28 protein-coding genes and 3 pseudogenes are annotated in these 23034 nt (G+C 58.3%); 13 read left to right on the forward strand and 18 right to left on the reverse strand.

Going from position 1 to position 23034, the window contains the following annotated elements; all coding sequences use genetic code 11:
* The first annotated feature begins 3 nt into the window (after positions 1 to 3).
* The 5 genes from urtE to ACYZUC_RS04005 all read left to right on the forward strand — a co-directional run bounded on the left by urtE (position 4) and on the right by ACYZUC_RS04005 (position 4658).
* Positions 4 to 693 carry an urea ABC transporter ATP-binding subunit UrtE gene (gene urtE / locus ACYZUC_RS03985; RefSeq protein WP_461993741.1) on the forward strand — a complete coding sequence of 230 codons (690 nt, stop codon included), beginning with the start codon at positions 4 to 6 and terminating at the stop codon, positions 691 to 693.
* A gap of 246 nt (positions 694 to 939) precedes the next feature.
* Positions 940 to 2169 carry a formamidase gene (gene fmdA, locus ACYZUC_RS03990; RefSeq protein ID WP_461993743.1) on the forward strand — a complete coding sequence of 410 codons (1230 nt, stop codon included), beginning with the start codon at positions 940 to 942 and terminating at the stop codon, positions 2167 to 2169.
* 36 nt (positions 2170 to 2205) lie between these two features.
* Positions 2206 to 2553 (forward strand): FmdB family zinc ribbon protein, encoded by a 348-nt coding sequence (locus ACYZUC_RS03995; protein ID WP_461993745.1) that lies wholly within the window; start codon positions 2206 to 2208, stop codon positions 2551 to 2553.
* A 14-nt stretch (positions 2554 to 2567) separates the two neighbouring features.
* A complete protein-coding gene (locus tag ACYZUC_RS04000; protein WP_461993747.1) occupies positions 2568 to 3611 on the forward strand; it encodes an aliphatic amidase in 1044 nt (347 codons plus the stop codon).
* Positions 3612 to 3614: 3 nt separating this feature from the next.
* Positions 3615 to 4658: an AAA family ATPase gene (locus ACYZUC_RS04005; protein WP_461993749.1), complete on the forward strand. Its 1044-nt coding sequence runs from the start codon at positions 3615 to 3617 to the stop codon at positions 4656 to 4658.
* Between the two features lie 146 nt (positions 4659 to 4804).
* Here ACYZUC_RS04005 and ACYZUC_RS04010 read toward each other — a convergent pair.
* A pseudogene (locus tag ACYZUC_RS04010) lies at positions 4805 to 5323 on the reverse strand (EAL domain-containing protein); the annotation flags it as partial.
* Between the two features lie 356 nt (positions 5324 to 5679).
* Positions 5680 to 6582, reverse strand: a complete 903-nt coding sequence (gene nahR / locus ACYZUC_RS04015; protein ID WP_461993751.1) for an HTH-type transcriptional activator NahR — start codon at positions 6580 to 6582, stop codon at positions 5680 to 5682.
* Positions 6583 to 6736: 154 nt separating this feature from the next.
* On the opposite strand from nahR, the gene salA reads away from it, so the two are divergent.
* The 3 genes and pseudogenes from salA to ACYZUC_RS04030 all read left to right on the forward strand — a co-directional run bounded on the left by salA (position 6737) and on the right by ACYZUC_RS04030 (position 9175).
* Complete coding sequence (salA, locus tag ACYZUC_RS04020; RefSeq protein WP_461993753.1) at positions 6737 to 8026, forward strand: salicylate 1-monooxygenase; 1290 nt, start codon at positions 6737 to 6739, stop codon at positions 8024 to 8026.
* Between the two features lie 148 nt (positions 8027 to 8174).
* Positions 8175 to 8324, forward strand: a pseudogene (locus ACYZUC_RS04025) (integrase core domain-containing protein); the annotation flags it as partial.
* Positions 8325 to 8824: 500 nt separating this feature from the next.
* Positions 8825 to 9175, forward strand: a complete 351-nt coding sequence (locus ACYZUC_RS04030; RefSeq protein WP_461993755.1) for a hypothetical protein — start codon at positions 8825 to 8827, stop codon at positions 9173 to 9175.
* A gap of 85 nt (positions 9176 to 9260) precedes the next feature.
* On the opposite strand, the gene ACYZUC_RS04035 is transcribed toward ACYZUC_RS04030, so the two are convergent.
* A complete protein-coding gene (locus ACYZUC_RS04035; RefSeq protein ID WP_461993757.1) occupies positions 9261 to 9470 on the reverse strand; it encodes a hypothetical protein in 210 nt (69 codons plus the stop codon).
* A gap of 204 nt (positions 9471 to 9674) precedes the next feature.
* On the opposite strand from ACYZUC_RS04035, the pseudogene ACYZUC_RS04040 reads away from it, so the two are divergent.
* A pseudogene (locus ACYZUC_RS04040) lies at positions 9675 to 9845 on the forward strand (TetR/AcrR family transcriptional regulator); the annotation flags it as partial.
* On the opposite strand, the gene ACYZUC_RS04045 reads toward ACYZUC_RS04040, so the two are convergent.
* The 8 genes from ACYZUC_RS04045 to ACYZUC_RS04080 form a co-directional block, all read right to left on the reverse strand.
* A complete protein-coding gene (locus tag ACYZUC_RS04045) occupies positions 9842 to 10126 on the reverse strand; it encodes a hypothetical protein (RefSeq protein WP_461993759.1) in 285 nt (94 codons plus the stop codon). The pseudogene ACYZUC_RS04040 and the gene ACYZUC_RS04045 overlap by 4 nt on opposite strands.
* A 301-nt stretch (positions 10127 to 10427) precedes the next feature.
* Positions 10428 to 10658 carry a hypothetical protein gene (locus ACYZUC_RS04050; RefSeq protein WP_008031039.1) on the reverse strand — a complete coding sequence of 77 codons (231 nt, stop codon included), beginning with the start codon at positions 10656 to 10658 and terminating at the stop codon, positions 10428 to 10430.
* Positions 10659 to 10772: 114 nt separating this feature from the next.
* A complete protein-coding gene (locus ACYZUC_RS04055; RefSeq protein WP_461993761.1) occupies positions 10773 to 10994 on the reverse strand; it encodes a hypothetical protein in 222 nt (73 codons plus the stop codon).
* Between the two features lie 72 nt (positions 10995 to 11066).
* The gene (locus tag ACYZUC_RS04060) at positions 11067 to 12107 is read right to left on the reverse strand and encodes a DNA topoisomerase IB (protein ID WP_461993762.1); all 1041 of its coding nucleotides are present in this window, start codon (positions 12105 to 12107) and stop codon (positions 11067 to 11069) included.
* A 75-nt stretch (positions 12108 to 12182) separates the two neighbouring features.
* Positions 12183 to 13262, reverse strand: a complete 1080-nt coding sequence (gene modC, locus ACYZUC_RS04065) for a molybdenum ABC transporter ATP-binding protein (RefSeq protein ID WP_461993764.1) — start codon at positions 13260 to 13262, stop codon at positions 12183 to 12185.
* Positions 13263 to 13265: 3 nt separating this feature from the next.
* The gene (modB, locus tag ACYZUC_RS04070) at positions 13266 to 13946 is read right to left on the reverse strand and encodes a molybdate ABC transporter permease subunit (protein WP_192416215.1); all 681 of its coding nucleotides are present in this window, start codon (positions 13944 to 13946) and stop codon (positions 13266 to 13268) included.
* Positions 13947 to 14714 (reverse strand): molybdate ABC transporter substrate-binding protein, encoded by a 768-nt coding sequence (modA, locus tag ACYZUC_RS04075; protein WP_461993766.1) that lies wholly within the window; start codon positions 14712 to 14714, stop codon positions 13947 to 13949.
* A 134-nt stretch (positions 14715 to 14848) separates the two neighbouring features.
* Complete coding sequence (locus tag ACYZUC_RS04080) at positions 14849 to 15913, reverse strand: NAD(P)H-dependent flavin oxidoreductase (protein WP_461993768.1); 1065 nt, start codon at positions 15911 to 15913, stop codon at positions 14849 to 14851.
* Positions 15914 to 16100: 187 nt separating this feature from the next.
* Here ACYZUC_RS04080 and acuI point away from each other — a divergent pair, with 187 nt between their 5' ends.
* Entirely contained in the window at positions 16101 to 17084 is a 984-nt protein-coding gene (gene acuI / locus ACYZUC_RS04085; RefSeq protein ID WP_461993770.1) for an acrylyl-CoA reductase (NADPH), read from the forward strand.
* Positions 17085 to 17132: 48 nt separating this feature from the next.
* Here acuI and ada read toward each other — a convergent pair whose 3' ends face one another.
* The 5 genes from ada to ACYZUC_RS04110 all read right to left on the reverse strand — a co-directional run bounded on the left by ada (position 17133) and on the right by ACYZUC_RS04110 (position 20293).
* Positions 17133 to 18197 carry a bifunctional DNA-binding transcriptional regulator/O6-methylguanine-DNA methyltransferase Ada gene (gene ada, locus ACYZUC_RS04090; protein ID WP_461993772.1) on the reverse strand — a complete coding sequence of 355 codons (1065 nt, stop codon included), beginning with the start codon at positions 18195 to 18197 and terminating at the stop codon, positions 17133 to 17135.
* Positions 18198 to 18282: 85 nt separating this feature from the next.
* Complete coding sequence (gene alkB / locus ACYZUC_RS04095) at positions 18283 to 18963, reverse strand: DNA oxidative demethylase AlkB (protein WP_461993774.1); 681 nt, start codon at positions 18961 to 18963, stop codon at positions 18283 to 18285.
* The gene (locus tag ACYZUC_RS04100) at positions 18953 to 19660 is read right to left on the reverse strand and encodes a 2OG-Fe(II) oxygenase (protein ID WP_280161302.1); all 708 of its coding nucleotides are present in this window, start codon (positions 19658 to 19660) and stop codon (positions 18953 to 18955) included. Before ACYZUC_RS04100 ends, alkB begins: the two co-directional genes overlap by 11 nt.
* A gap of 125 nt (positions 19661 to 19785) precedes the next feature.
* Positions 19786 to 19956, reverse strand: a complete 171-nt coding sequence (locus tag ACYZUC_RS04105; protein WP_461996830.1) for a hypothetical protein — start codon at positions 19954 to 19956, stop codon at positions 19786 to 19788.
* 34 nt (positions 19957 to 19990) lie between these two features.
* Entirely contained in the window at positions 19991 to 20293 is a 303-nt protein-coding gene (locus tag ACYZUC_RS04110) for a DUF1883 domain-containing protein (RefSeq protein WP_461993777.1), read from the reverse strand.
* Positions 20294 to 20505: 212 nt separating this feature from the next.
* Here ACYZUC_RS04110 and ACYZUC_RS04115 point away from each other — a divergent pair, with 212 nt between their 5' ends.
* Both ACYZUC_RS04115 and ACYZUC_RS04120 read left to right on the forward strand, forming a co-directional pair.
* Positions 20506 to 20865: a hypothetical protein gene (locus ACYZUC_RS04115; RefSeq protein ID WP_461993779.1), complete on the forward strand. Its 360-nt coding sequence runs from the start codon at positions 20506 to 20508 to the stop codon at positions 20863 to 20865.
* A gap of 72 nt (positions 20866 to 20937) precedes the next feature.
* Positions 20938 to 21168 (forward strand): hypothetical protein, encoded by a 231-nt coding sequence (locus ACYZUC_RS04120; RefSeq protein ID WP_008031064.1) that lies wholly within the window; start codon positions 20938 to 20940, stop codon positions 21166 to 21168.
* Positions 21169 to 21179: 11 nt separating this feature from the next.
* Here ACYZUC_RS04120 and ACYZUC_RS04125 read toward each other — a convergent pair whose 3' ends face one another.
* Together ACYZUC_RS04125 and ACYZUC_RS04130 are read right to left on the reverse strand one after the other, a co-directional pair.
* Complete coding sequence (locus ACYZUC_RS04125) at positions 21180 to 21461, reverse strand: hypothetical protein (protein ID WP_461993781.1); 282 nt, start codon at positions 21459 to 21461, stop codon at positions 21180 to 21182.
* Positions 21462 to 21603: 142 nt separating this feature from the next.
* On the reverse strand, positions 21604 to 21792 hold the full coding sequence (locus ACYZUC_RS04130; RefSeq protein ID WP_008031068.1) for a hypothetical protein: 189 nt from the start codon (positions 21790 to 21792) through the stop codon (positions 21604 to 21606).
* Positions 21793 to 22071: 279 nt separating this feature from the next.
* On the opposite strand from ACYZUC_RS04130, the gene galU reads away from it, so the two are divergent.
* A complete protein-coding gene (gene galU, locus ACYZUC_RS04135) occupies positions 22072 to 22911 on the forward strand; it encodes a UTP--glucose-1-phosphate uridylyltransferase GalU (protein WP_008036893.1) in 840 nt (279 codons plus the stop codon).
* Positions 22912 to 23034 lie beyond the last annotated feature (123 nt).

The raw sequence follows: 23034 nt of genomic DNA on the forward strand, positions 1-23034 counted from the left end.
GGCATGTTCAACGTAAACAAGCTGTCCTGTGGTTACGGCCAGAGTCAGATCCTCCACGACCTCGACCTGGCCGTGGCCAAGCGGGAAATCGTCGCCGTGATGGGACGCAACGGCATGGGCAAGACCACGCTGTTCAAGAGTCTGATGGGCATCCTTCCGCAGTGGCGGGGTCAGGTCAGCGTCGATGGCCAGGAAGTCTCGAACCTGGAGACCCACGAGCGGGTGGAGCACGGCATCGCCTATGTGCCCCAGGGGCGGATGATTTTCCCCAGCATGACGGTGTTGGAAAATATTCAGACCGGCCTGCCGGCATCGGCCCGGGGCCATGTACCCGAAGATCTTTATGCGTTGTTTCCGGTACTCCACGACATGCGCTCGCGCAAGGGTGGCAACCTTTCGGGCGGGCAACAGCAGCAACTGGCCATTGCCCGGGCGCTGGCGACCAATCCCAAGGTGTTGTTGCTCGATGAACCCACCGAGGGCATCCAGCCGTCGATCATCAAGGATATCGCCCGCACTTTGAAAGAGATCCGCAACCTGCGCGACCTGACCATTGTGGTCTCCGAGCAGGTGCTGTCATTCACCCTGGAAATCGCCGACCGCTTCCTGGTGATCGAGAAGGGCCGCTTCGTGATTGAAGAGACCCGGGACAAGGTCGACGAAGCCATCATCAGTCGCTACCTCTCCGTGTAGGCGCGGCCGGGCGGTGCGATGGTTTTGTCTGACCCCCCTTTGCAGGCGCTGGCTTGCCAGCGATGGCGGCGTTGAGATCGTCATCGCCAGCAAGCCGGCTCCCACAGTACCCGTTGTTGCGTGGCGTCGATTGGGGTTCGGTTACCAGCGCTGTGAGGGGTACGTCATCCAACGTATTGGCCGATTCGTGCCGCCATCCGAGACTGGTTCCAACGCGGTATATCCCTAATGTTCAGGAGCTTCGCCATGACCGATACCTTGATCAAAGTCGACCTCAACCAGCCCGCCACCGAGAACGAACAGATCCATAACCGCTGGCATCCGGACATTCCCATGGCCTGCTGGGTCAAACCGGGGGATGACTTCATTCTCGAGACCTATGACTGGACCGCCGGCGCGATCAAGAACAACGACGACGCCTCGGATGTGCGTGACGTCGACCTGTCCACCGTGCACTACCTGTCCGGCCCGGTGGGCGTGCATGGCGCCGAGCCGGGGGATTTGCTGGTGGTTGACCTGCTGGATATTGGCGCCAAGGCCGAATCCATGTGGGGCTTCAACGGTTTCTTCTCGCGGCAGAACGGCGGCGGATTCCTCACGGACCACTTTCCCAGCGCACAGAAAGCCATCTGGGATTTCAAAGGCATGTTCACCAGCTCACGGCACATTCCTGGGGTCAACTTCGCCGGCCTGATCCACCCCGGATTGATCGGTTGCCTGCCCGACCCGGTAATGCTCGGCGACTGGAACCGCCGCGAGCAGGAGTTGATCGACACCAACCCGACCCGCGTGCCGCCCCTGGCCAACGCCCCGCTGGCCGCCACCGCGCACATGGGCAAGCTCAAGGACCAGGCCCGGGATGATGCCGCGGCCACCGGCGCACGCACCGTGCCACCGCGCGAACATGGCGGTAACTGCGATATCAAGGACTTGTCCAGGGGCTCGAAGATTTTCTTCCCGGTCTATGTCAAAGGCGCCGGGTTGTCGGTGGGGGACCTGCACTTCAGTCAGGGCGACGGCGAGATCACTTTTTGCGGCGCAATCGAGATGGCCGGCTGGGTGCATATGAAAGTCGAGCTGATCAAGGGCGGCATGGCCAAGTACGGGATCAAGAACCCGGTGTTCAAACCCAGTCCTATTATCCCGACCTATCAAAACTACCTGATCTTTGAAGGTATCTCGGTGGATGAAGCCGGCAAGCAGCACTACCTGGACGTCAATGTCGCGTACCGCCAGGCGTGCCTGAATGCCATCAACTACCTGACCAAGTTTGGCTATTCGCCCGCCCAAGGTTATGCACTGTTGGGCTCTGCGCCGGTGCAAGGGCATATCAGCGGCGTGGTCGACATTCCCAACGCCTGCGCAACCCTCTGGTTGCCCACCGAAATCTTCGAGTTCGACATCAACCCCAACGCCAACGGCCCCATCAAACACCTCGACGGCAGTATCGATCTGCCGATCGCCCCGGATCTTTAAGACACGACTGAGCCCGATCAATGCCTGGAGAGCGCCATGCCGACCTATGAGTACGAATGCCAAACCTGTGGCTCTTTCACGATGTTGCGGCCTATGGCCCAGCGGCACGAGCCATGCCAGTGCCCGTCCTGCGCGGGCCCTGGGGGGCGATTGATGTTGTCTGCTCCCGCGCTGTCGACGTTGTCGAGCAGTCAGCGTCAGGCTATTTCGACCAACGAGCGCAGCTCCCACGCGCCGAAGACCCTTGGCGAGTACCAGCAGAGCCGTCGTCACCCCAGTGGGTGCAGTTGTTGCGCACCGAACAAACCGCTGGCCCCGACCAAAACCAATCCACAGGGGCTCAAGAGTAAAACCGGCTCCAGACCTTGGATGATCAGCCATTAACAGAGGTAAATTTTATGCGTCATGGTGATATTTTCAGCAGCCCGGACACCGTGGGTGTCGCGGTCGTCAATTACAAAATGCCGCGTCTGCATTCGAAGGCCGAGGTCATTGAAAACGCCCGCAAGATTGCCGACATCATCACCGGTATGAAAAGCGGTCTCCCTGGCATGGACCTGGTGGTGTTTCCTGAATACAGCACCATGGGCATCATGTACGACCACGATGAGATGATGGCGACTGCCGCCAGCATTCCAGGCGAAGAAACCGCGATCTTTTCCGCCGCGTGCCGTGCGGCCGACACGTGGGGGGTGTTTTCGCTGACTGGTGAACGCCATGAAGAGCATCCCCACAAAGCCCCTTACAACACGTTGGTGTTGATCAATAACCAGGGCGAAATCGTCCAGAAGTACCGCAAGTGCATTCCCTGGTGCCCCATTGAAGGCTGGTATCCGGGCGATCGGACCTATGTCTGCGAGGGTCCCAAGGGCCTGCAGATCAGCTTGATCATTTGTGATGACGGCAACTACCCGGAGATCTGGCGCGACTGTGCAATGAAAGGTGCGGAGTTGATCGTCCGGTGCCAAGGCTATATGTACCCGGCTAAAGAGCAGCAGGTGATGATGTCCAAGAGCATGGCCTGGGCCAATAATTGCTATGTGGCAGTGGCCAACGCTGCCGGCTTCGATGGGGTTTATTCCTACTTTGGTCACTCTGCGATTATTGGCTTCGACGGTCGCACTCTGGGCGAATGCGGTGAAGAGGAAATGGGCATTCAGTACGCACAATTGTCCGTTTCGCAAATCCGCGATGCGCGAGCGAACGACCAATCACAGAATCATTTGTTCAAGTTGCTGCATCGCGGTTACACCGGGGTCTATAACTCCGGGGACGGCGACAAGGGAGTGGCTGACTGCCCGTTCGACTTTTACCGCACCTGGGTACTGGATGCGCAGAAAGCCCAGGAAAACGTCGAAAAACTTACCCGTAGCACCGTCGGCGTGGCTCATTGCCCGGTGGGAGAACTTCCCCACGACGGTAAAGAAAAACACGCCGGCTAAACCATGACTTTCGTGAATGATCGCATCGACCCAAACCACCCACAGCCGAGCCTGACCAGCGCATCACCGGCAGCAGATTTGTTGACCTCACGCTTCGTCTTCAGTCCCGTCCAAGTTATGGCGTTGTTGCGCAGTCGAATTGTCGGCCAAGAACAAGCCTTGAGCGCGGTCGAGGCGTTGCTAAACGTGGTTAAGGTCGATATTGGTGAACGTGAGAGGCCGTTGACGGTGAACCTGTTCATGGGGCCGACCGGTGTCGGCAAGACTGAAATCGTCCGTCTGCTGGCACTGGCCATACACGGTCGCGCCGATGCTTTTTGTCGCATCGACATGCACACTTTGGCCCAGGAGCATTACTCGGCGGCGCTCACCGGCGCGCCACCTGGTTATGTGGGGAGTAAAGAGGGCGTCAGTCTGTTCAACAGCGAATTGATTCAAGGCACCTACAGTCGCCCAGGCATCGTGCTGTTCGATGAACTGGAAAAGGCCAGCAAGGAAGTGGTGCGCAGCTTGTTGGGCATTCTTGAGAACGGCCAACTGACCTTGGCTGGCGGTAGCCGAACGCTGGATTTTCGCAATAGCCTGATCTTCATGACCAGCAACATTGGAGCCCGGCAAGCGACCACCTACCGGGAACATTTTTCACGCGGTTGGCGGCGCTGGCTCGGCATCGCCCCACAAGGTGAGCAGGCTGTGTTGGAGTTAGCGTTGCACGCCTGGTTCGAACCGGAATTTCTAAACCGTATCGATCGCATCCTGGTTTTCCAACGTATCGAAACCCAATGGCTGGAAGCGTTGTTGCAGATCGAACTGAACAAGCTCAACCAACGTCTCGATCAGCATCGCCGTACGCTGGTCCTGGACGTTGCGGCAAGCGCCTGGCTGTGCCGAAAGCATGACCCACGCTTCGGTGCTCGGGCCCTGACAAGGCGAGTGCGGGTTGAGCTGGAGCCTGCCATCGCTGAGTGTTTGCTGGCTTATCCGCAGGCTATGCAGATGACTGCGACGGTCGAATCAAACAGGCTAACGGTTGTTCCATTGTCGTAATAGACGACACCGGACCGCGGTCCGCCGTGATATCCCGCTTACCGGCGATCCTGACCAGCATTCAGCGTCTCCTTGTCGAGTTCAGCAGTCGAGGATTCAGTCGGTGCAAACTTTTGGCCGTTTTCTTCCGGTAGTTCTACAACGCATCAAGCTGACGCTATAGCCTCGGGAATCGCTGTTGCACTCAGACTTTTGACCAACAACTCTGCTGGCAAGGGGCTACCCAGTAAAAAGCCCTGCAAAGTATGACAGCCTAATCGAGTGAGCAATTCTTGCTGTTCTGCAGTCTCCACGCCTTCGGCCACAATTTTGAGCCCCAGGGTTTGACCCAGCGAGATGATTGCCGAAACAATTGCCGCATCGTCATTGCCCTGAGCCAATTCGGTGACAAAACCCCGGTCGATTTTCAGTTCATTGGCGGGTAGGCGTTTAAGGTAGAGCAGGCTGGAGTAGCCCGTTCCGAAGTCATCGATGGAGATGCTCAGCCCCAGTTCCACCAGTTGCTCCAGGATTACCAGACTGGCCTCGGCATCGCGCATGGCAGTGGACTCGGTGACTTCAAGGACCAGATGACGGGCATCCAGCGAATGACGCTCCAAAGCCGAACGTAAAACACTGACCAGGCTGGCATGCCCCAGTTGAACCGTGGACAAATCGGCGGTCATTTGCTGGAAGCGGTTGTGCAGTTCCAACAGCTCAGCCGGCGAAAGGATCCGGCTTCGTTCTGCCTCGTAGTCGGCACTCTTTCAATAGGGATTAAGCGCCAGTAGTGATATTGGTGATGGTTTTCGCAAATTCAAAATTGAGCATTTGTCTGCTGAGTGAAAGCAGTTGTGTATTCCGACGCGCCAATTCCTACGCTGTGTCCCATTATGTAAATCTGCACATCGACCACCTATTGCACTCGCTTGGCAAAGACCGACCATCAGTGCAGCCTTAGTCATCTCAAGTTCGGCGACCTTATTCTTGTCGTGACACTAGCCCCAGACGCGATTCGCTCCGCTGCCGGCAGAACCGGACATCAATCGGAGAACAACTCGAACATCAACTGCCTCAGCCAGCGATTAGCTGGCTCCTTGTGGTACTTGGCGTGCCAGAACAGATTGATGGCAATTTCCGGCAACTCGACCGGATGGGGCCGCGCGGTGAGGCCGAAGGGCTCCACGCAGCATGCGGAAAAGCGTTCGGGGACGGTAGCCAATAGATCGGTGCGCTGTAGGATGTGGCCGACGGCAACGAAGTGAGGCACTTCCAGCCTGATATCGCGCTGGATACCGATGCGGGCCATATGGCTGTCCACTTCTCCGTGGCCGGTATTGGCGGAGATTACCCGCACATGGCCGTACGAGCAGAAGCGTTCCAGGGTTAGTGGTTCGCGGGTGACCGGGTGGTCCTTGCGGAACAGACAGACGTAGCTGTGGTGGAACAGTCGACGCTGGTAAAAGCCCGCTTGCAGGTAGGGCAGCAGGCCCACTGCCAGGTCGACGGTGCCGTTCTGCAGGGCTTCTACCAGGCTCACAGAACTGTTGCGCACGGTGCTGACTACGCATTTTGGCGCCAGGCGGACAAGCGCGTCCATCAACCTGGGCATGAAGTAAATTTCGCCGATGTCGGTCATCGCTATGGTGAAGGTGCGTTCGCTGGTCTGCGGGTCGAAGCTGTCCTCACGTTGCAGTGCGTCGCGCAGCGTCTGGATGGCGAGGGCGACAGGCTCGGCTAGTTGCGCAGCATAGGGCGTCGGCTCCATGCCTTGGTAGGTACGCACGAAGAGGTCGTTCTGTAGCGCGGTACGCAGACGTTTCAGGGCGTTGCTGACGGCTGGCTGGGTCAAGCCGAGGTTTTCTGCAGCGGTGGACACGCGCCGGTCCACCAGCAATTGGTGAAAGACCAGCAGTAAATTCAAGTCGAGATCACGTAGTTCCATAAGCCCTCGCGCGGTTGCGGCATACCGGGAAATCGCCAGTCGGGACGACAGTAACATTCACATCCGTAATACTCTGTATATGGATTGGTGTATTTATCAATATTACTGCGTTCGCCATGATCGGTCCCACTCCAACAACATCATGGGTACGAACATGAACAACAAACCTGCCTTGCGTATAGGCATTGTCGGTGGCGGCATCTCAGGGGTTGCCTTGGCCTTGGACCTGTGCCGGCAATCTCACCTTGACGTTCAGCTGTTCGAAGCCGCAGCAGCTTTTGGCGAAGTTGGCGCAGGAGTGTCCTTCGGAGCCAACGCGGTGCGTGCCATCGCCGGGCTCGGCATTGGCGAGCTTTACTTGAAGATCGCTGATCGCACGGCCGAGCCCTGGCAGGATGTGTGGTTCGAGTGGCGTCGAGCCAGCGATGCCGGGTACCTGGGCGCCAGCGTGGCGCCGGGAGTCGGCCAGTCATCGGTGCACCGCGCGGATTTCCTCGATGCCCTGGCCAGCCAACTCCCCAAGGGCGTCGCACGCTTCAACAAGCGCGCTGCTCAGATCGAGCAGCAGGGCAATGACGCCCGTGTGATTTTTTCTGATGGCACCGATTACCGTTGCGACCTGCTGATAGCCGCCGATGGTATCAAGTCAGCAATCCGCAACCATGTGCTGGAAGGGCTGGGAGAGCGCCCCGTTGCACCGCGCTTTACCGGCACTTGCGCCTATCGCGGGATGATTGACAGCCGCCAACTACGGGAAGCCTACCGCGCCCATGGCATCGACGAGCATCTGGTGAACGTGCCGCAGATGTATCTGGGGCTCGACGGTCACATCCTGACCTTCCCAGTGAAGCAGGGCCGCATCATCAACGTGGTCGCCTTCACCTCCGACCGCAGCCGGCCGGACCCGCTCTGGCCGCAGGGCGCTGCCTGGGTGCGCGAGACCAGCCAGCACGAGATGCTCGATGCTTTCGCAGGCTGGGGCGACGCAGCTCGCGTCCTGCTGGAATGCATCCCCACCCCCACCCACTGGGCTCTGCATGACCTGGCTGAGCTGCCGGGGTACGTGCATGGTCGCGTTGCCCTGATCGGTGATGCCGCCCACGCCATGTTGCCGCACCAAGGTGCCGGCGCCGGACAAGGCCTGGAAGATGCCTACTTCCTGGCACGAATGCTCGGCGATCCGCAGGTGAACATCGACAACCTCTCTCCTCTGTTGGCCGCCTACGATGCCTTGCGCCGTCCCCGAGCATGCCGCGTGCAACGCACCTCCTGGGAGGCCGGAGAGTTGTATGAGCTGCGCGATCCCGCCCTGGGCGACAATGAGCTGGCCCTTTCTTCGAAGCTGGAGAGCCGCTTTGACTGGCTGTGGAACCACGATCTGGACGCTGACGTGGCCGAGGCACGAGCGCTTCTCGGTTGGGAGTCTCTGAGCACCTGTGTCTGATGCTCGATACCGGAGGCGGCGGTGCCCCCGGCTTGATAACAATACAAGAAAAACGATCGATATACAGGCGCTGCTCGACAGCGCCAGTTTCAATGCCTTTCAAGGGCGCCTGCTGTTTTGGTGCGTGCAGATCATCATCTTCGACGGCTACGTGGCGCACATGCCCAAGCCGGATCGAGAAACGGTGCTGCGCAACCTGGCAATTGCCTTCGAACACTACAACGAGCAGCATCCGCACAGCGCTTTGAACTATCGCTCACCGAGGGAGTTCAGGCGCTTGGTAGTCGCATCAATTTAACAGGGAGTTGGTGTCTGGTTTTGTAGGGGCAAGTCCATCTAGAATCACTCCTTTTTTGCTCTTGATACATCCCAAAGACAAGTCCAGAGTTGAGCATTTTTCTGTTTCGGAAAGAAAAGAAACCCCTTAGATTCCAATGGGCCGGACGCCAGATGCGAGTCTCGTTTCGCGTTCAAAATATTGCGCTGCAGTGTTCTACTGAATTCCAAAAAGAACGAAAAACATCCGATTTTTTGTCTGCGCGGTGCCCAACTGCGTTCCAGTCGTACCATTGGAAAAGCCCAATGAGGGTACACATAGAGGTAGAGAAGTTTTCGAACTTAAAATTTTCCTTTATTTTCAGCGACAAAGAGCAGGGTTCGATTCCGGCTTCGGCACCATGAATATCAAAGGCTTGCGTGAGATACCTCACGCAGGCCTTTTTCATTTTTTCTCGGCTATTTTTTGATGTGTTCTGCGAACGATCACTTTGCCGACTTCATCTTCTTGCGAGGCCCAGGATGGCATGGAAGACACTTAAGTACCTGATGGTATCGGGCATCGTTCTGGCGAGTGCGGCCTACGCGTCAAGGTATGCCTACTTCAATTACTACATGGAGTACCAGGCTAAAAACCTTGTCAGAGACTATCTGAAAGACCCTCAATCCGCGGTGTTCAGGAATATTGATCCCCATCACGCGGTATTTTGCGGCGAGGTGAACAGTAGAAACAGCTTCGGGGGAATGGTCGGTTTTTCAAGGTTCATCGCACTTCCTCGCGATAACAGAGTTTTACTGGAGGAAGAGTTTGAAAGCCGAAAGGCCTGGGAGATGTTTGAGCAGTCGTGGAGACTGACCTGCGAACCGGCTTGAGTGGGTCTCTTACCGTAATTTATAAAATCAAGGGTTTGCGAGCGAAAGCTGATGCAAACCCTTGTTTGTTTCCGGTCAACTATTTTCACTTGCCGCTTTTGTCAGCAGGCTGATTCGCCTTGCGTCGATCAGTGCCGGAAGGGTTGCCGGTGTCAACGAGCCTTCTCTCTACCAAAACATTCTGCAGAGCCTCACGATCTACCGGGTCGAGCTGATGTTCTCTTTCCTTGAGTTCCAGCAGGATCGGGCTGGACCAGCGGCGGTAGGTTTTTTCCGCCTCACGGATCGGTGTCATTCGTTCCTCCTTGATCAGGCGCCTACCCACATCGTCGGCGCAGTATCGATGCGATAGAAACCCTAGCTGAGGAAAACGCTTATCGCCAAAAATGAAATGGCATACAGCGCTATTGAACTGATCGTCGAATAATCTATTCGGCGAATCTCAACCCCAGACACCCGTAGCCGCCGTGCGGCGAACAGAGTGAAATCGCCGAAATGTGCGTTTCTGATCTGGAGTCTGGGCGAGGCGACCATGCGCCTGGCCATCTCATGCGCCCCCGAGGAGGGGCGCGCGCTGGTCGAAGCGTTCAAGCGGATGTCTTTGTGTGAAATCATGGGGCCGGCGGCCGGGCCGAGCGAACGCGCTTCAGCCGCCGAACCTGTCCGTTAAACGAATGGTTGACCGCTAAAACCACGGGGCAACCGTTGCAGTCCGGCCATGGCGGTGAGCCGTTCGACCCATGCTGTGCGCCAGTCATTGGCAGCGTGAGTGACTTTGGCCTTGCGTGCGGCGCGGCGTGCCGCGTTGCGTTGGTCTTTGCGTGCATCCTTGTATGCATCGGTGTTTCGGCAACTTCTGCATTTCACTCGGTTCAGTTCAGTGGTTGAGGTGAGCTTGCTGCCCTTGTGGCCGCAAGCCAGATGTCCGGCAACTTTGAAGTGAGTAACCATCAGACGCCTCCTTCGTGACGTGTGACCGTTTGACCTCTCGCGAGTGATGACGTTCGTTGAGCGCAGGCGAGCAAAAAGAAGGCCCGCATGCGGGCGGGCCAAGGGATATTTCAAAAGGAGTAGGGCCACAGTAAGACGTGAGTTGTGAAGGCTGTGTGAAATGATCGGGCAAAAAAAATCCCGGTACCGGGCCGGGTTTGGGGTTCAGCGGCAGGTGATCAGGCAAGGACGCACCCGGTGACGATCATCGTCGCCGTTCATGCGTCCTGGCCGTGCGCTCGTGTCCGGAGTCCAGATCGAATCATCTGAACCGCGGCAGCGGCGGCTCGACAGGTTTGAGCGAAGACAACGTGTTACGAATCAGCGGTGTGTCCTTCTCGATGTCGTTCAGGCGATCACGAATCCTCAGGGCAGTCGGGTGCCCGCCTTGATGATCGACCCAGTCGGCGATTTCCTTGCACGCCGCGGCCAAGCGAACCTGGCGCGAGTCGAGCAGGGTGAGCAGGGTGGTGATGGACTCTTTTTCGGACATGGCAAACACCTCCGTTCAAGAAACCTGGCAGTGGCAGCAAAAAGCCCGCTAGGAGCGAGCTTTCTGCCGATGGGGTCGCTGTTCCCTCAGCCATTTTCAGTATAGACCCGGACTTCAGCCTTGTCGGGCCGTCACTTGCGATCTGGCATTGAGGCAATCGCACTTGCGTTGGGCTTTTTCCTCAAGATCGTAGCCGTCACCGATGAACCCTTTAGTCCGGGTATCGACGATGCGAAACCAGACGGCAGCGTCAGGTGGCTGATGTTGGACTTCCCCGGCTCGGCGACCATGAACGATGATCTTGTTGCAACATTTAACAACGTAAATGTCTTCCATGGCGTCACTCGAAGCTAATTCGTGTCACATCAACTATAGAAGTCATTTGCGATCGCGCAAAAAATGGACAGGTCAGTTCGTCGGTTGAGTCGTCTCGATCATCTTCTCCAAATACATCGCCAGCCCGACTTCCTCGGCCCTCAGGCCTTTACGTGTTCTCGGGCGCGGCAACTCGGCCAATGCCCCCAACAGAAAACCCTCGAGCACCGCCGGGTGGATGTAGCACTTGCGACAAACTGCCGGGGTGTTGCCAAGTTGCCTGGCGACGTTCTTGACCATCTCCACCACATGCCGCCTGGCGTCTGACTCCGGTTCCCACTGCAAACCGCGCAACACCGACAACGCTAGCGCGCTACCTGCCCAGGTGCGGTAATCCTTGGCGGTGAAGTCGGCGCCGGTAAGGGTTTGCAGGTAGGCGTTGACGTCGGAGGAACTGACGGTGTGCCGCTCACCACTTTCATCCAGGTACTGAAACAGGTTCTGCCCGGGAATCTCCTGGCAGCGCTTGATGATTCGTGCCAGGCGCCGGTCTTTCACGGTGATCTGGTGTTCGACGCCGCTCTTGCCCCGGAACTGGAATCGGATCGCACTGCCGTTGACCTCGACGTGGCGGTTGCGCAGGGTGGTCAGCCCATACGAGCGGTTGTCCCGGGCGTACTGTGTGTTGCCGATCCGAATCAGTGTCGCGTCGAGCAAGGTAATGACCGTGGCCATGACCTTGTCGCGGCTGAAGCCCGGCGCAGCCAACAGCGTTTCAAGCTGTTTGCGCAGTTTCGGCAGGGCGAGCCCGAAATCCCGTAGGCGCGAGTATTTGTCGGCATCGCGCACTTCGCGCCAGCGCGGGTGATAACGGTATTGCTTGCGCCCCCGGGCATCACGGCCAGTGGCTTGCAGATGCCCACGCGGGTCGGCGCAAATCCACACGTCGGTGTAGGCCGGGGGTACGGCGAGGGCGTTGATGCGTTTGATTTGGTCCGGGTCGGTGATGCGTTTTCCGTCCGGCTCGAAGTAGCAGAACTTGCCGCGCAGTTTCTTGCGGGCGATGCCGGGCTGGGTGTCATCGACATAATGCAGGTCCGGTGGCAGCACATCAGTCAGCGCGGAATCGGGCATGGCGGTAGTCCTTGGCGACGAATCAGGGGCCGTTACAGCCATTGACCGCGTGCCAGTGCAGTCGTGCCAGTGGATTTACGCCAGCACCGCCACCGCTTTGATTTGCGCCCAGAGCTGTTGGCCGGGATGCACGTGCAATTGATCCCGGGAGTAGCGGGTGATTCGCGCCAGCAGCGGCGTACCGGCTGCGTCCAGGCGAATCAGCACGTGGGCGGCGTTGTCCGCGCCCATTTCACTGATCACGGTCACCGGCAGACGGTTGAGGATGCTGCTTTGCTCGACGCTGTGCAGGCTCAGGCTGACATCGCGCGCCTGAACCTTGCAACGCAGCGCCTGGCCGGCGTCCATCGGCGTATGCGTCACGCGGATGTTCAGAGCGGTGCCTGGCAGTTGCAAGGTCAGCAACTGATAGTCGGCGTCATAGGCACTGACGTGGCCCTCGATCACCACGCCGGCGTCATCGCCCAGCGCCAAAGGCAAATCGAGCCGGGCCAGCGTTTCGCCGATAGGGCCGCTGGCCAGGGCTTTGCCGTTGCTGAGGAGGACGATGTGGTCGGCCAGTCGCGCCACTTCATCCTGGGAATGGCTGACGTACAGCACCGGGATGTCCAGCTCATCGTGCAGCCTTTGCAGGTAGGGCAGGATTTCGCTTTTACGTTGCGAATCCAGCGCCGCCAGCGGTTCGTCCATCAGCAACAGTTTTGGGCTGGTGAGCAGCGCGCGGGCGATACCGACACGCTGTCGTTCGCCACCCGACAAGTGCTGCGGATGGCGGTCCAACAGGTGACCGATGCCCAACAGTTCCGTCGCGTGCGCCATGTCGACGCGGCGTTGGTGTTTGGGGATTCGCTTGAGGCCGAACTGCAGGTTCGCCAACACCGACAGATGCGTAAACAGACTGGCTTCCTGGAAGACATAGCCGATCGCGCGTTTGTGCGGCGCTACGAAAATATTCTTGTCGCTGTCCTGCCAGACTTCATCGTTGACCTGGATAAAGCCTTGCTCGGCCCGTTCCAAGCCTGCGATACAGCGCAAGCAAGTGGTCTTGCCCGAGCCGGAATGGCCGTAAAGCGCGGTGACGCCACGGCCGGGCAGTTGCAGGTCCACATTCAGGGCGAACCCCGAATATTTCAGTTTCAGGCGCGTTCGAATCATCGATCAGCTCCAGCCCGCTTTGGTTTTACGGCTGGAGTACAGCGCCAGCAACACGGCAAACGAGAACACCAGCATCGCCCCGGCCAGCCAGTGGGCCTGGGCGTATTCCATGGCTTCGACGTGATCGTAGATCTGCACCGAGACCACGCGGGTCTTGTCGGGAATGTTGCCGCCGATCATCAGCACCACGCCAAACTCACCGACGGTGTGGGCGAAACCGAGAATCGCGGCGGTGATGAACCCCGGTCGGGCCAGCGGCAGGATCACGCTGAAAAAAGTGTCCCAGGGGTTGGCGCGCAAGGTCGCAGCCACTTCCAGTGGGCGGGTGCCGATGGCAGAAAAAGCGTTTTGCAACGGCTGGACCACGAACGGCATCGAGTAGAGCACCGAGCCGATCACCAATCCGGCAAAACTGAACGTCAGGGTGCCGAGCCCCAGCGATTGAGTGAAGTGGCCGATAAAGCCGTTAGGGCCAAGCGCCAGCAACAGATAAAAACCGATCACCGTGGGCGGCAGCACCAGGGGCAGGGCGACAATCGCCCCGACCGGGCCGCGCAGCCAGGATTGAGTGCGCGAGAGCCATAACGCAATCGGAGTGCCGATCACCAGCAGGATAACCGTCGTCAGGGACGCGAGTTTCAGGGTCAACCAGATGGCGGAAAAATCGGCACTCGTCAGCGTCATTTAGAGTTGGTAACCGTAGGATTTGATGACAGCAGCGGCTTTCGGACCTTTGAGGTAGTCAACCAGCGCCTTGGCGGCCGGGTTGTCCTTGCCTTTGTTGAGGATCACCGCGTCTTGTTTGATCGGGTCGTGCAGGCTGGCTGGAACGATCCACGCCGAACCGCTGGTGACTTTGCCGTCTTTGTAGATCTGCGACAAGGCGACAAAGCCCAGTTCTGCGTTACCGGTTGAGACAAACTGATAAGCCTGGGTGATGTTCTGGCCTTCAACGATCTTGTCTTTGACCTTGTCGGTCAGGCCCTGCTTGGCCAGAACCTGGGTGGCAGCCAGGCCATAAGGGGCGGCTTTCGGGTTGGCGATGGAGAGATGCTGATATTCGTTCTTTTTCAGCACATCCCCTTTGGCATCGACGTAACCTTCCTTGGCCGACCACAGCGCCAGGGTGCCAACGGCGTAGGTGAAGCGCGAGCCCTTGACGGTGTCGCCTTCGGCTTCGAGTTTTTGCGGGGTGGTGTCGTCCGCCGAAAGGAACACTTCGAACGGTGCGCCATTCTTGATCTGCGTATAGAACTGGCCGGTTGCACCAAAGGAGGTGACCAGTTTGTGCCCGGTGTCTTTCTCGAAATCGGCAGCGATAGCCTGGATCGGCGCGGTGAAGTTGGCCGCGACGGCGACCTGGACATCGTCCGCCTGGACCGCGCCAATGGCGAACACAGCGAGCAGGCTTGCCAGGCAAGTAGGGGCAAAACGTGAGGCACGAATGGTCATGAAACGGCTCCGTTGTAGGCAGGGACAGCGAGGGGTTAAAACGCTATATAGCGGAATATATAGCGAATTGCCTGCAAACGGAATGTGTTGATCTCGATTGCACTGCGGCGAAGCGTCTCGCCACAATCTTGTGCCTAGCGGTGCAACAGTTTCGCCAAGCCGTCTTGGGCCAAACGTTGCGTCAATTCTGCTGTCGTCATCTCGACCCCCAACGTAAACGCCTGCCCGGCCCAAAGGTTGCTGAAATCCGCTTCGCCCTTTGCCCGCAACGGCATCAACGCCCCACCTGCCAACGGGAAGGCCGGTGCTTTATCGCAGATCGGTCCGAGCTCGCGCATCACGCGATTGAGAATCCCGCGTGCCGGGCGGCCGGTGAAAATGTTGGTGACGGCAGTCTCGCTTTCTTTGGCCGTGCGCAACGCCTTGTGATGAGAGGCGCTGACCTTGGCTTCCGGCGTAAACAAATACGCCGTGCCCACCTGCACCGCGGACGCGCCCAACAGAAACGCCGCCGCCACGCCCCGTGCATCGGCAATACCGCCAGCGGCAATCACCGGAACTTTCACCGCGTCGACAATTTGCGGCAGCAGCGCGAAAAGGCCCACCTGGCTGCTCAAGTCGTCGCTGAGAAACATGCCCCGATGGCCACCGGCTTCGTAACCCATGGCGATGATCGCGTCGCAGCCATGCTGCTCAAGCCAGATGGCTTCTTCGACAGTCGTTGCCGAAGACAGCACTTTCGCCCCGGTCGCCTTGACGCGGTCCAGCAGGGATTTTTCCGGCAGGCCGAAGTGAAAGCTCACCACTTCGGGGCGACATTCTTCGATCACTTCACAGGTCGCGTTATCGAACGGCGCGCGATTGGACACGGGTGTCGGCGCGTCGAAATCCACGCCGAGTTCGCGGTAGTAGGGCTCCAGCAGATTCTTCCAGTCCCGGGCACGTTGCTCGTCGGCAGCGGGCGGCTGATGGCAGAAGAAGTTGACGTTGATCGGGCGCTGAGTGTGTTGGCGAATGGTCTTCAGTTCTTCGCGCAACTGCTCGGTGGTCAGCATGGCCGCGGGCATCGAGCCCAGGCCGCCGGCATTGCTCGCGGCGATGACCATGGCCGAACCGGTTGCGCCAGCCATCGGAGCCTGGATGATCGGCAGTTCGATCCCCAGCAAATCGATAATTCGGGTGTCTGGCCATTGGCTCATTTCAAGGTTCTCCGGGTCATGACGGGGAAGGGCTGTAGAACGGGACTTGTATCAGCAAAGACAGGCGCAAGACCAATCGGGTTTTTGGATGTGGCATTCCTGGATTGGCTTAAAGTCGGGTACGGCAAAAGGTTGCAGTGTGATATTCCAGTAGCACGACAACTGAATGATCTGACAGGAGACGACAATGTTCCAAGGCATTTTGATCGACAAAGACGACAGCGGTTACCGGGCCACACTGCAAGAGATCAATGACGATCAACTGCCCGAGGGCGATGTGACAGTGCGTGTGGCGTACAGCACGCTGAACTTCAAGGACGGTCTGGCGATCACCGGCAGTAGCCCGGTGGTGCGAAAATTCCCGATGGTGCCGGGCATTGATCTGGCGGGGACTGTCGAAGTCAGTGGGCATCCGGACTACAAGGTCGGTGATCAAGTCGTACTCAATGGCTGGGGAGTAGGTGAAGGGCATTGGGGTGGATTGGCGCAGAAGGCGCGCCTGAATGGTGACTGGCTGATTCCGCTGCCTCGGGAGTTCACCGCCGCCCAGGCAATGGCGATCGGCACGGCCGGTTACACGGCGATGCTGAGCATCCTGGCCTTGGAACATAACGGTGTGACGCCTGAGCAGGGTGATGTTCTGGTCACCGGCGCCAACGGCGGTGTCGGCAGTTTCGCTATCGCGCTGTTGAATAAGCTCGGCTACCGGGTGGTCGCGTCCACTGGCCGCACCTCCGAACACGACTACCTCAAGCAATTGGGTGCCAGCGAAATCATCGACCGCGCGACATTGTCCGAGCCGGGAAAACCACTGGCCAAAGAGCGTTGGGCGGCCGTGATCGACTCGGTTGGCAGTCACACCCTGGCCAACGCCTGTGCCAGCACGAAAGCCAACGGCACTGTCGCCGCGTGCGGTCTGGCGCAAGGCATGGACTTCCCGGCCTCTGTCGCCCCGTTCATTTTGCGCGGCGTGACCCTGGCCGGAATCAACAGCGTGACCCAGCCCAAAGCCAAACGGGTACTGGCCTGGAACCGTCTGGCCACGGATCTGGATTTTGCCTTGCTGCCGCTGATCAGCCACGAAATCGGTTTGAGTGAGGCGATCGATGCGGCACCGCGATTGCTCGCCGGTCAGCTGCGTGGCCGTGTGGTGGTGGATGTGAATCGCTAAAAAGCAAAAATCGCAGCCTGCGACTGCCGCAGGCTGCGATTTTTTAATTTATTGGCTTTCGCGCTCCAACAACTGCCGCTTGCGCTCCACGCCCCAACGATACCCCGACAAGTTGCCGTCGCTGCGCACCACGCGATGGCACGGGATCGCCACCGCCAGGCTGTTCGCGCCGCAGGCCTGGGCCACGGCGCGCACCGCTTTCGGCGAGCCGATGCGCTGCGCGATATCGGCGTAGCTGGCGGTGCTGCCGACAGGAATCTCCCGCAGGGCTTGCCAGACGCGCTCCTGAAACGCCGTACCGCGCACATCCAGAGGCAAGTCCAGGCCGATGGCCGGCGCTTCGATAAACCCGACAACCTGGGCGATCAACTGCTCGAACCCGTGGTCGGCGCCGATCAGATTGGCCCGCCGAAACTTGTCCTGCAGGTCGCACACCAATTGGTGCGGATCATCACCCAGCAGAATCGCGCACACGCCGCGTTCGCTTTGCGCCACCAGAATCGCCCCTAAAGAACACTGGCCCACGGCAAACCGAATGTCGTTGTTCTGGCCTTCGGCGCGGTAGTCGCCAGGTTTCATCCCCAACAATTGATCCGCCGCCTCATAAAATCGGCTGTTGGAGTTGAAACCGGCGTCATACAAGGCATCGGTCACCGAGCCTCCATCGATCAAGCGTTGGCGAACCTTGCGTGAACGGTGGGCCGTGGCGTAGCCCTTGGGCGTCAGCCCGGTCACGGCTTTAAACACTCGGTGAAAGTGGAAGCTGCTCAGGCCCGCCACGTCCGCCAACTCACTCAGTGCCGGCAGATGCTCTGCGCTCTCGATCTGACGGCACGCGGCAGCCACTGTTGCGGCATGTTGCGCGGCGACGTCACTTTGATCCTTCGCCGCGCGTTTGCTCGGGCGGTAACCGGCCGCCTGGGCTTGCTCGGCGGTGTCGAAGAATTCGACGTTCTGCGGCTTGGGTAAGCGCGCCAGACTGCTGGGGCTGCAATAGATGCCGGTGGTTTTCACCGCATACACAAACTGCCCGTCTGCGCGGGGATCGCGTGCGACGACTGCGGCCCAGCGCGGATCGTTTTCGGTGGCGATTCTTGTCGATTGGCGTGTCATGGCTTCTTGTCCGTTGACCTGTTTGATTCAGATTAATCAGGTGGCGCAGTCGTCGCACTCCGGGGCTTGCGGTCAAATTCGAGATTCATTTTGCGGTACGAAACGTGAAGTTGATCCGTTGCTCGCCCATGCGCGGGTGCTGACCGTCCTTGATCGGCAAGACACCGTGATAACGCAAGCGATCAACGCCGCCCCAGACCACGATATCGCCATGCAACAGCGGTACTCGCTGGCTTTTATCGCTGCGTTCAAACCCGCCGAACAGGAACATCGCCGGCAAGCCCAGGGAGACCGAAACGATCGGCGCTGCGTAGGACGCTTCATCCTTGTCTTGATGCAATGACATTTTGGCGCCGGGGACATAACAGTTGATCAGGCAGGAATCGGGCACGAAATCAGCAAAGCCGGCTTCGCGCGCCGCCGCTTGTGCGAGCGCCAAAAACACTTCGGGCATAGCCGGCCAGGGCGCGTCGGTTTGCGGATCATTGTGGGTGTAGCGATAACCGCTGCGGTCGGTGGTCCAGCCCCAGGTGCCGCAACTGCTCATGGCTGCCGACATGATGAAGCCGCCGGGCGTGACCATCTGCCGAAACGGTGCGGCGGCCAGAACCGCTTCCAGTGCCGGCAGCAATCGATCCAGCCAGGGCAGGGCAAAGCCTCTCAGTACGCAGGACTGTTCGCCGATCTGCTCGCGCCGAGGTAGCTGCTCCGGCTCGGCGTCGGCAAACAGGTCGAATGTGCTCGGGGTCATGGGGTCATGTCGCATCGTGAAAGATGATTCCAAGGGTATGCCGTTTTCCGCTGTGCAGGCGACTGACCCCATGGCGCAAGGTGACCCGGTAGAAGCCGCGAACGCCTTTGACCGGCCGTTGGTTGACGGCAAAGATCAGCCCGTCACCTTTCTTCAGGCCAATCACTTGGGGACGAGACTGCATCCGTGGCCGTTGCTCGGTCAGTACAAACTCGCCGCCGGTGAAATCTTCGCCTGGCTCTGACAGAAGAATCGCCACTTGCAGCGGGAAGACATGTTCACCGTACAGATCCTGATGCAGGCAGTTGTAGTCCTGTGGCCCATATTGCAGCAACAACGGCGTTGGGCGCTCCTGACCGGCGGCATGACAGCGCTCAAGGAACGCCTCGTGCCTTGGAGGGAAACGGATCGGCAAGTCCATCTGCTCGTACCAGCGATTGGCAATCGGCACCAGTCGCGGGTAAAGCGCATTGCGCATTCGGCAGACGAGATCCGGTAGCGGATAGCGGAAGTATTTGTACTCGCCGCGGCCAAAGCCGTGGCGGGCCATCATGACCTGTGAGCGGAAAGGCTCAGGTTTCGCATAGAGCGCGCTGATGTCGTCACACTCTTCGGCGCTCAGCAATGACCGGATGATGGCGCAGCCATCCTGATCGAGTTGCTGGTACAGGCTGTCCCAGTCGAGTGCATCGAGCGTACGCTCGTTAAACATGTGCTGACTCCTTAACCCAGGGTTGAGGTGGCCAGTCTAGGGAGCGCTGCCGTCGTGAACACTCCGGCGCTTGCGGTCGAATTCAACGGACGGAGCAGACATCCCGGTTGTCGCTCCGAATCCCGTTACAGCGCTTTGCTGACGCTGATGTCACTGATGACATCTTCGCCCTGGCCATGAATGGCGTCCAGCGCGGCTCTGGCTTCTGCTTCGGTGCCGTTTTCAAGCTGGGCAAATTCGAAGCGGCGTTCACCGTTGAGTTTGTATTTGATGACGTACTTGGTTGTTTGGGTCACGGTCATATCTGCCTGTGTTTGAGTCGGGCGGTGCTCAGCTCAGTTTCGTGGTGGAGCGGCGAATGATCTTGATCGAGTGGGTCAGGGTCGGTTTGCGGGTCACGCTGATCGCCCGACGGTTGACGGTGTCGATGGTGATGTTCCAGAAACCGGTGCTTGGTGCAGTAATTCGGGCCGGGAAGGTGTCAAATGCACCACCATGGTAAGTGTGACGGCCGCCATTCTTGAAGCTGCGGAAATTGGCGTCGTTCATCAAGCGGATGTTGCACATTTGCGAGCACTGGATGACGACGATGTCGTCTTCGTTGAGGTGCTCGCGCTGGTGGATAAATTTCATGAGGCGCCTCCAGAAGGGCTTTTTCTACAAAATCAAAACGATAGCATGGGCGATTGGCGCAGTTTATCAGCCCGAACGGGTTATTATCCGGTCGTCGAGCTCCGCTTTGACAATTAAAAACAGTTATTCGGAATTCTATGAGCGATAAATGCAGTGTGCCTCGGAGAAAACCAGCATTTGTGCTGTCGGAGGGTCTTTATCGGAGGTTTTTTATGAAGTGGGGGGCGTGGTTCGTGCCATTGGCGTTGGCGATGAGTGGTTGTGCGAGTGTCTCGGAAATCAACGAGACGCTGCCCACCATGAACGTGATTTCAGGCAAGAAGCCCCATGAGTACGCGCAATGCCTGACCGAGAAACTGGCCAGCAGCCGCGGTGCCCTGCAGGTCGAACCGCAGGGCAAAGACGGCGTGCGGGTCATCGTGCCGCAGAAGTTCTCTTCAGGTCCGGCCGCCGTATTCGATATCGAAGAACGCTCCAGTGGCAGCAGCATCAAGCTGCATGAGCGCATTTCCAATGTGCCGTTACGCCCCATGGATGTGCGCGATGCCGCTACTGCGTGCATTTCCGGCTGATAGAATAGCGACAGTCAGCATCGATGCCGTCAAAGCAACGCTTTGGCGGCATTGTCATTTCTGGAGTCGAGCATGAAGCGAGAGCAGGTACGGGAGCGGCACGCAGAGGGTCACATCTCTGCTACCCATGTGATTCAAAATCCGGCTGATCCGGGGGAATGGATCGTGTTTTTCAAGAAAAGCGCCGGGCGCAGCTATTTTCTGGTGGACGATAACGATGAAGTCGAATCCTTCAGTCGTCTCGACGATCTGATCGAGACCGTGCGCGGTCTCGGGATCAAGTTCGCCGAAATTCACATGTAGGGCAGGGCGCCTTACTTGCAGACCACCACAACGCTGCGGTTTTTGTAGTTGCCTACGTCGACGCCCAGGGTCTTGTCGCTTTCCTTGGTCGAAGGGGTTCCGTCGGTGCCGACGATTCGATAGCCGGTGCCGGCGCAAGAGGCGTCGGCTTTTTCATAGCAGGCGGCCCAGGAATTGGCTTCGCCGGAGCAGTCGATGGACAGGCCTGTTTCGCCATTGCCCAGATAAGTCTTTTCAGAGGTGGCACAGCCGCTCAGGGCCAATATCGCAATCAAAGGCAAAAATCTATTCATGTCGTGGTCGTCGTCAGGGTGATGGGGCTAAGCCTGTGACAGCGCCGGCATCAAAAGGTTATAGCGAAAGGCCACTTCGTTTCATCCGATCACAAAAAAGCCCTGCGCGAGGCAGGGCTTGGTCATGCAAATCGGCTTCGGATCAGGACTTGTCCTTGCCGCGACGCTTCGGCTCCGGGTGTTCGAGTTCCAATACAGACGCCACTTCAATCGCCAACGCTTCAGTCGGGAATGGCCCGGCGATATTCTCGCCGCCGACGCTGGCTACCCACCATTGGCCGTCTTTCGCCTGATTGATCAGGAACCCGTTGACACTTTTTGCTACCGACATCTATCTGCCTCGTTGGCTGGTTCAATTGCGCAATGATAACGCCAAACGCACGCAACCGGTGTTGATGGGTGTAGGGTGAGTGCGATTGCATGCTCGGTTGTCGCCTGCGCAGACCCGAAAATCTGCTATCTATAAGAGGCAGCGCGACGTTCTGCGGAACTATCCGCAAGAATATTTCTCTATGTTGGCATCGGTTAGCCAGTGCGGGGCATTGTAAGGTGCACGCCGCCTGATTAGACTGCGCCGAAACTCGTACACACAGCCCTTTCAAGGACTTTTATGATCAAGAAATGCTTGTTCCCAGCAGCCGGTTACGGTACTCGCTTCCTGCCAGCGACTAAAGCCATGCCCAAAGAAATGCTGCCGGTGGTAAACAAGCCACTGATCCAGTACGGCGTCGAAGAAGCTCTGGATGCCGGTTTGACCGAAATCTCCATCGTTACCGGTCGTGGCAAGCGCGCCCTGGAAGACCACTTCGACATCAGCTACGAGCTGGAAAACCAGATCAAGGGCACCGACAAAGAGAAATACCTGGTCGGTATCCGCAAACTGCTCGACGAGTGCTCTTTCTCCTACACTCGCCAGACCGAAATGAAAGGCCTGGGTCATGCCATCCTGACCGGTCGTCCGCTGATCGGCGACGAACCTTTCGCCGTGGTATTGGCGGATGACTTGTGCGTCAACCTCGACGGTGACGGCGTGCTGACGCAGATGGTCAAGCTGTACAAACAGTACCGCTGCTCGATCATTGCGATCCAGGAAGTCGATCCGCAGGAAACCAACAAGTACGGCGTAATTGCCGGTGACCTGATCGGTGATGATCTCTACCGCGTTCGCAACATGGTCGAGAAACCAGCCCCGGAAGACGCACCGTCGAACCTGGCGATCATCGGTCGTTACATCCTGACCCCGGACATCTTCGACCTGATCAAGCAAACCGAGCCAGGCAAAGGCGGCGAGATCCAGATCACCGACGCCCTGATGAAACAGGCGCAAAACGGTTGCGTCATTGCCTACAAGTTCAAAGGCAAGCGTTTCGACTGCGGTGGCGCTGAAGGCTACATCGAAGCAACCAACTTCTGCTTCGAGAACTTCTACAAGACTGGCAAGGCTTACTGATAGCGTTTGATTTGCTTGTTTCTTAAAAGCCACCTTCGGGTGGCTTTTTCATTTTCCGGCCCCATATCGTTTGCAGCGCTTGCCCAACGGACGTCTGCGGGTATGCTGTTTGCCTGCCGAGGA

The sequence above is a fragment of the Pseudomonas sp. GT1P32 genome (genome assembly GCF_054897805.1).

Excerpts from the sequence above, each read along its gene's own strand:
- modA (WP_461993766.1), bottom strand. The coding sequence starts at position 14,714 with ATGACCATTCGTGCCTCACGTTTTGCCCCTACTTGCCTGGCAAGCCTG.
- ACYZUC_RS04110 (WP_461993777.1), bottom strand. The coding sequence starts at position 20,293 with ATGAAATTTATCCACCAGCGCGAGCACCTCAACGAAGACGACATCGTC.
- ACYZUC_RS04115 (WP_461993779.1), top strand. The coding sequence starts at position 20,506 with ATGAAGTGGGGGGCGTGGTTCGTGCCATTGGCGTTGGCGATGAGTGGT.
- ACYZUC_RS04055 (WP_461993761.1), bottom strand. The coding sequence starts at position 10,994 with ATGGAAGACATTTACGTTGTTAAATGTTGCAACAAGATCATCGTTCAT.
- alkB (WP_461993774.1), bottom strand. The coding sequence starts at position 18,963 with ATGCGACATGACCCCATGACCCCGAGCACATTCGACCTGTTTGCCGAC.
- ACYZUC_RS04130 (WP_008031068.1), bottom strand. The coding sequence starts at position 21,792 with ATGTCGGTAGCAAAAAGTGTCAACGGGTTCCTGATCAATCAGGCGAAA.
- ACYZUC_RS04125 (WP_461993781.1), bottom strand. The coding sequence starts at position 21,461 with ATGAATAGATTTTTGCCTTTGATTGCGATATTGGCCCTGAGCGGCTGT.
- ACYZUC_RS04000 (WP_461993747.1), top strand. The coding sequence starts at position 2,568 with ATGCGTCATGGTGATATTTTCAGCAGCCCGGACACCGTGGGTGTCGCG.
- modC (WP_461993764.1), bottom strand. The coding sequence starts at position 13,262 with ATGATTCGAACGCGCCTGAAACTGAAATATTCGGGGTTCGCCCTGAAT.
- modB (WP_192416215.1), bottom strand. The coding sequence starts at position 13,946 with ATGACGCTGACGAGTGCCGATTTTTCCGCCATCTGGTTGACCCTGAAA.
- ada (WP_461993772.1), bottom strand. The coding sequence starts at position 18,197 with ATGACACGCCAATCGACAAGAATCGCCACCGAAAACGATCCGCGCTGG.
- salA (WP_461993753.1), top strand. The coding sequence starts at position 6,737 with ATGAACAACAAACCTGCCTTGCGTATAGGCATTGTCGGTGGCGGCATC.
- ACYZUC_RS04080 (WP_461993768.1), bottom strand. The coding sequence starts at position 15,913 with ATGAGCCAATGGCCAGACACCCGAATTATCGATTTGCTGGGGATCGAA.
- ACYZUC_RS04005 (WP_461993749.1), top strand. The coding sequence starts at position 3,615 with ATGACTTTCGTGAATGATCGCATCGACCCAAACCACCCACAGCCGAGC.
- ACYZUC_RS04035 (WP_461993757.1), bottom strand. The coding sequence starts at position 9,470 with ATGACACCGATCCGTGAGGCGGAAAAAACCTACCGCCGCTGGTCCAGC.
- ACYZUC_RS04100 (WP_280161302.1), bottom strand. The coding sequence starts at position 19,660 with ATGTTTAACGAGCGTACGCTCGATGCACTCGACTGGGACAGCCTGTAC.
- ACYZUC_RS04120 (WP_008031064.1), top strand. The coding sequence starts at position 20,938 with ATGAAGCGAGAGCAGGTACGGGAGCGGCACGCAGAGGGTCACATCTCT.
- ACYZUC_RS04060 (WP_461993762.1), bottom strand. The coding sequence starts at position 12,107 with ATGCCCGATTCCGCGCTGACTGATGTGCTGCCACCGGACCTGCATTAT.
- acuI (WP_461993770.1), top strand. The coding sequence starts at position 16,101 with ATGTTCCAAGGCATTTTGATCGACAAAGACGACAGCGGTTACCGGGCC.
- nahR (WP_461993751.1), bottom strand. The coding sequence starts at position 6,582 with ATGGAACTACGTGATCTCGACTTGAATTTACTGCTGGTCTTTCACCAA.
- ACYZUC_RS03995 (WP_461993745.1), top strand. The coding sequence starts at position 2,206 with ATGCCGACCTATGAGTACGAATGCCAAACCTGTGGCTCTTTCACGATG.
- urtE (WP_461993741.1), top strand. The coding sequence starts at position 4 with ATGTTCAACGTAAACAAGCTGTCCTGTGGTTACGGCCAGAGTCAGATC.
- ACYZUC_RS04050 (WP_008031039.1), bottom strand. The coding sequence starts at position 10,658 with ATGTCCGAAAAAGAGTCCATCACCACCCTGCTCACCCTGCTCGACTCG.
- fmdA (WP_461993743.1), top strand. The coding sequence starts at position 940 with ATGACCGATACCTTGATCAAAGTCGACCTCAACCAGCCCGCCACCGAG.
- galU (WP_008036893.1), top strand. The coding sequence starts at position 22,072 with ATGATCAAGAAATGCTTGTTCCCAGCAGCCGGTTACGGTACTCGCTTC.
- ACYZUC_RS04030 (WP_461993755.1), top strand. The coding sequence starts at position 8,825 with ATGGCATGGAAGACACTTAAGTACCTGATGGTATCGGGCATCGTTCTG.
- ACYZUC_RS04045 (WP_461993759.1), bottom strand. The coding sequence starts at position 10,126 with ATGGTTACTCACTTCAAAGTTGCCGGACATCTGGCTTGCGGCCACAAG.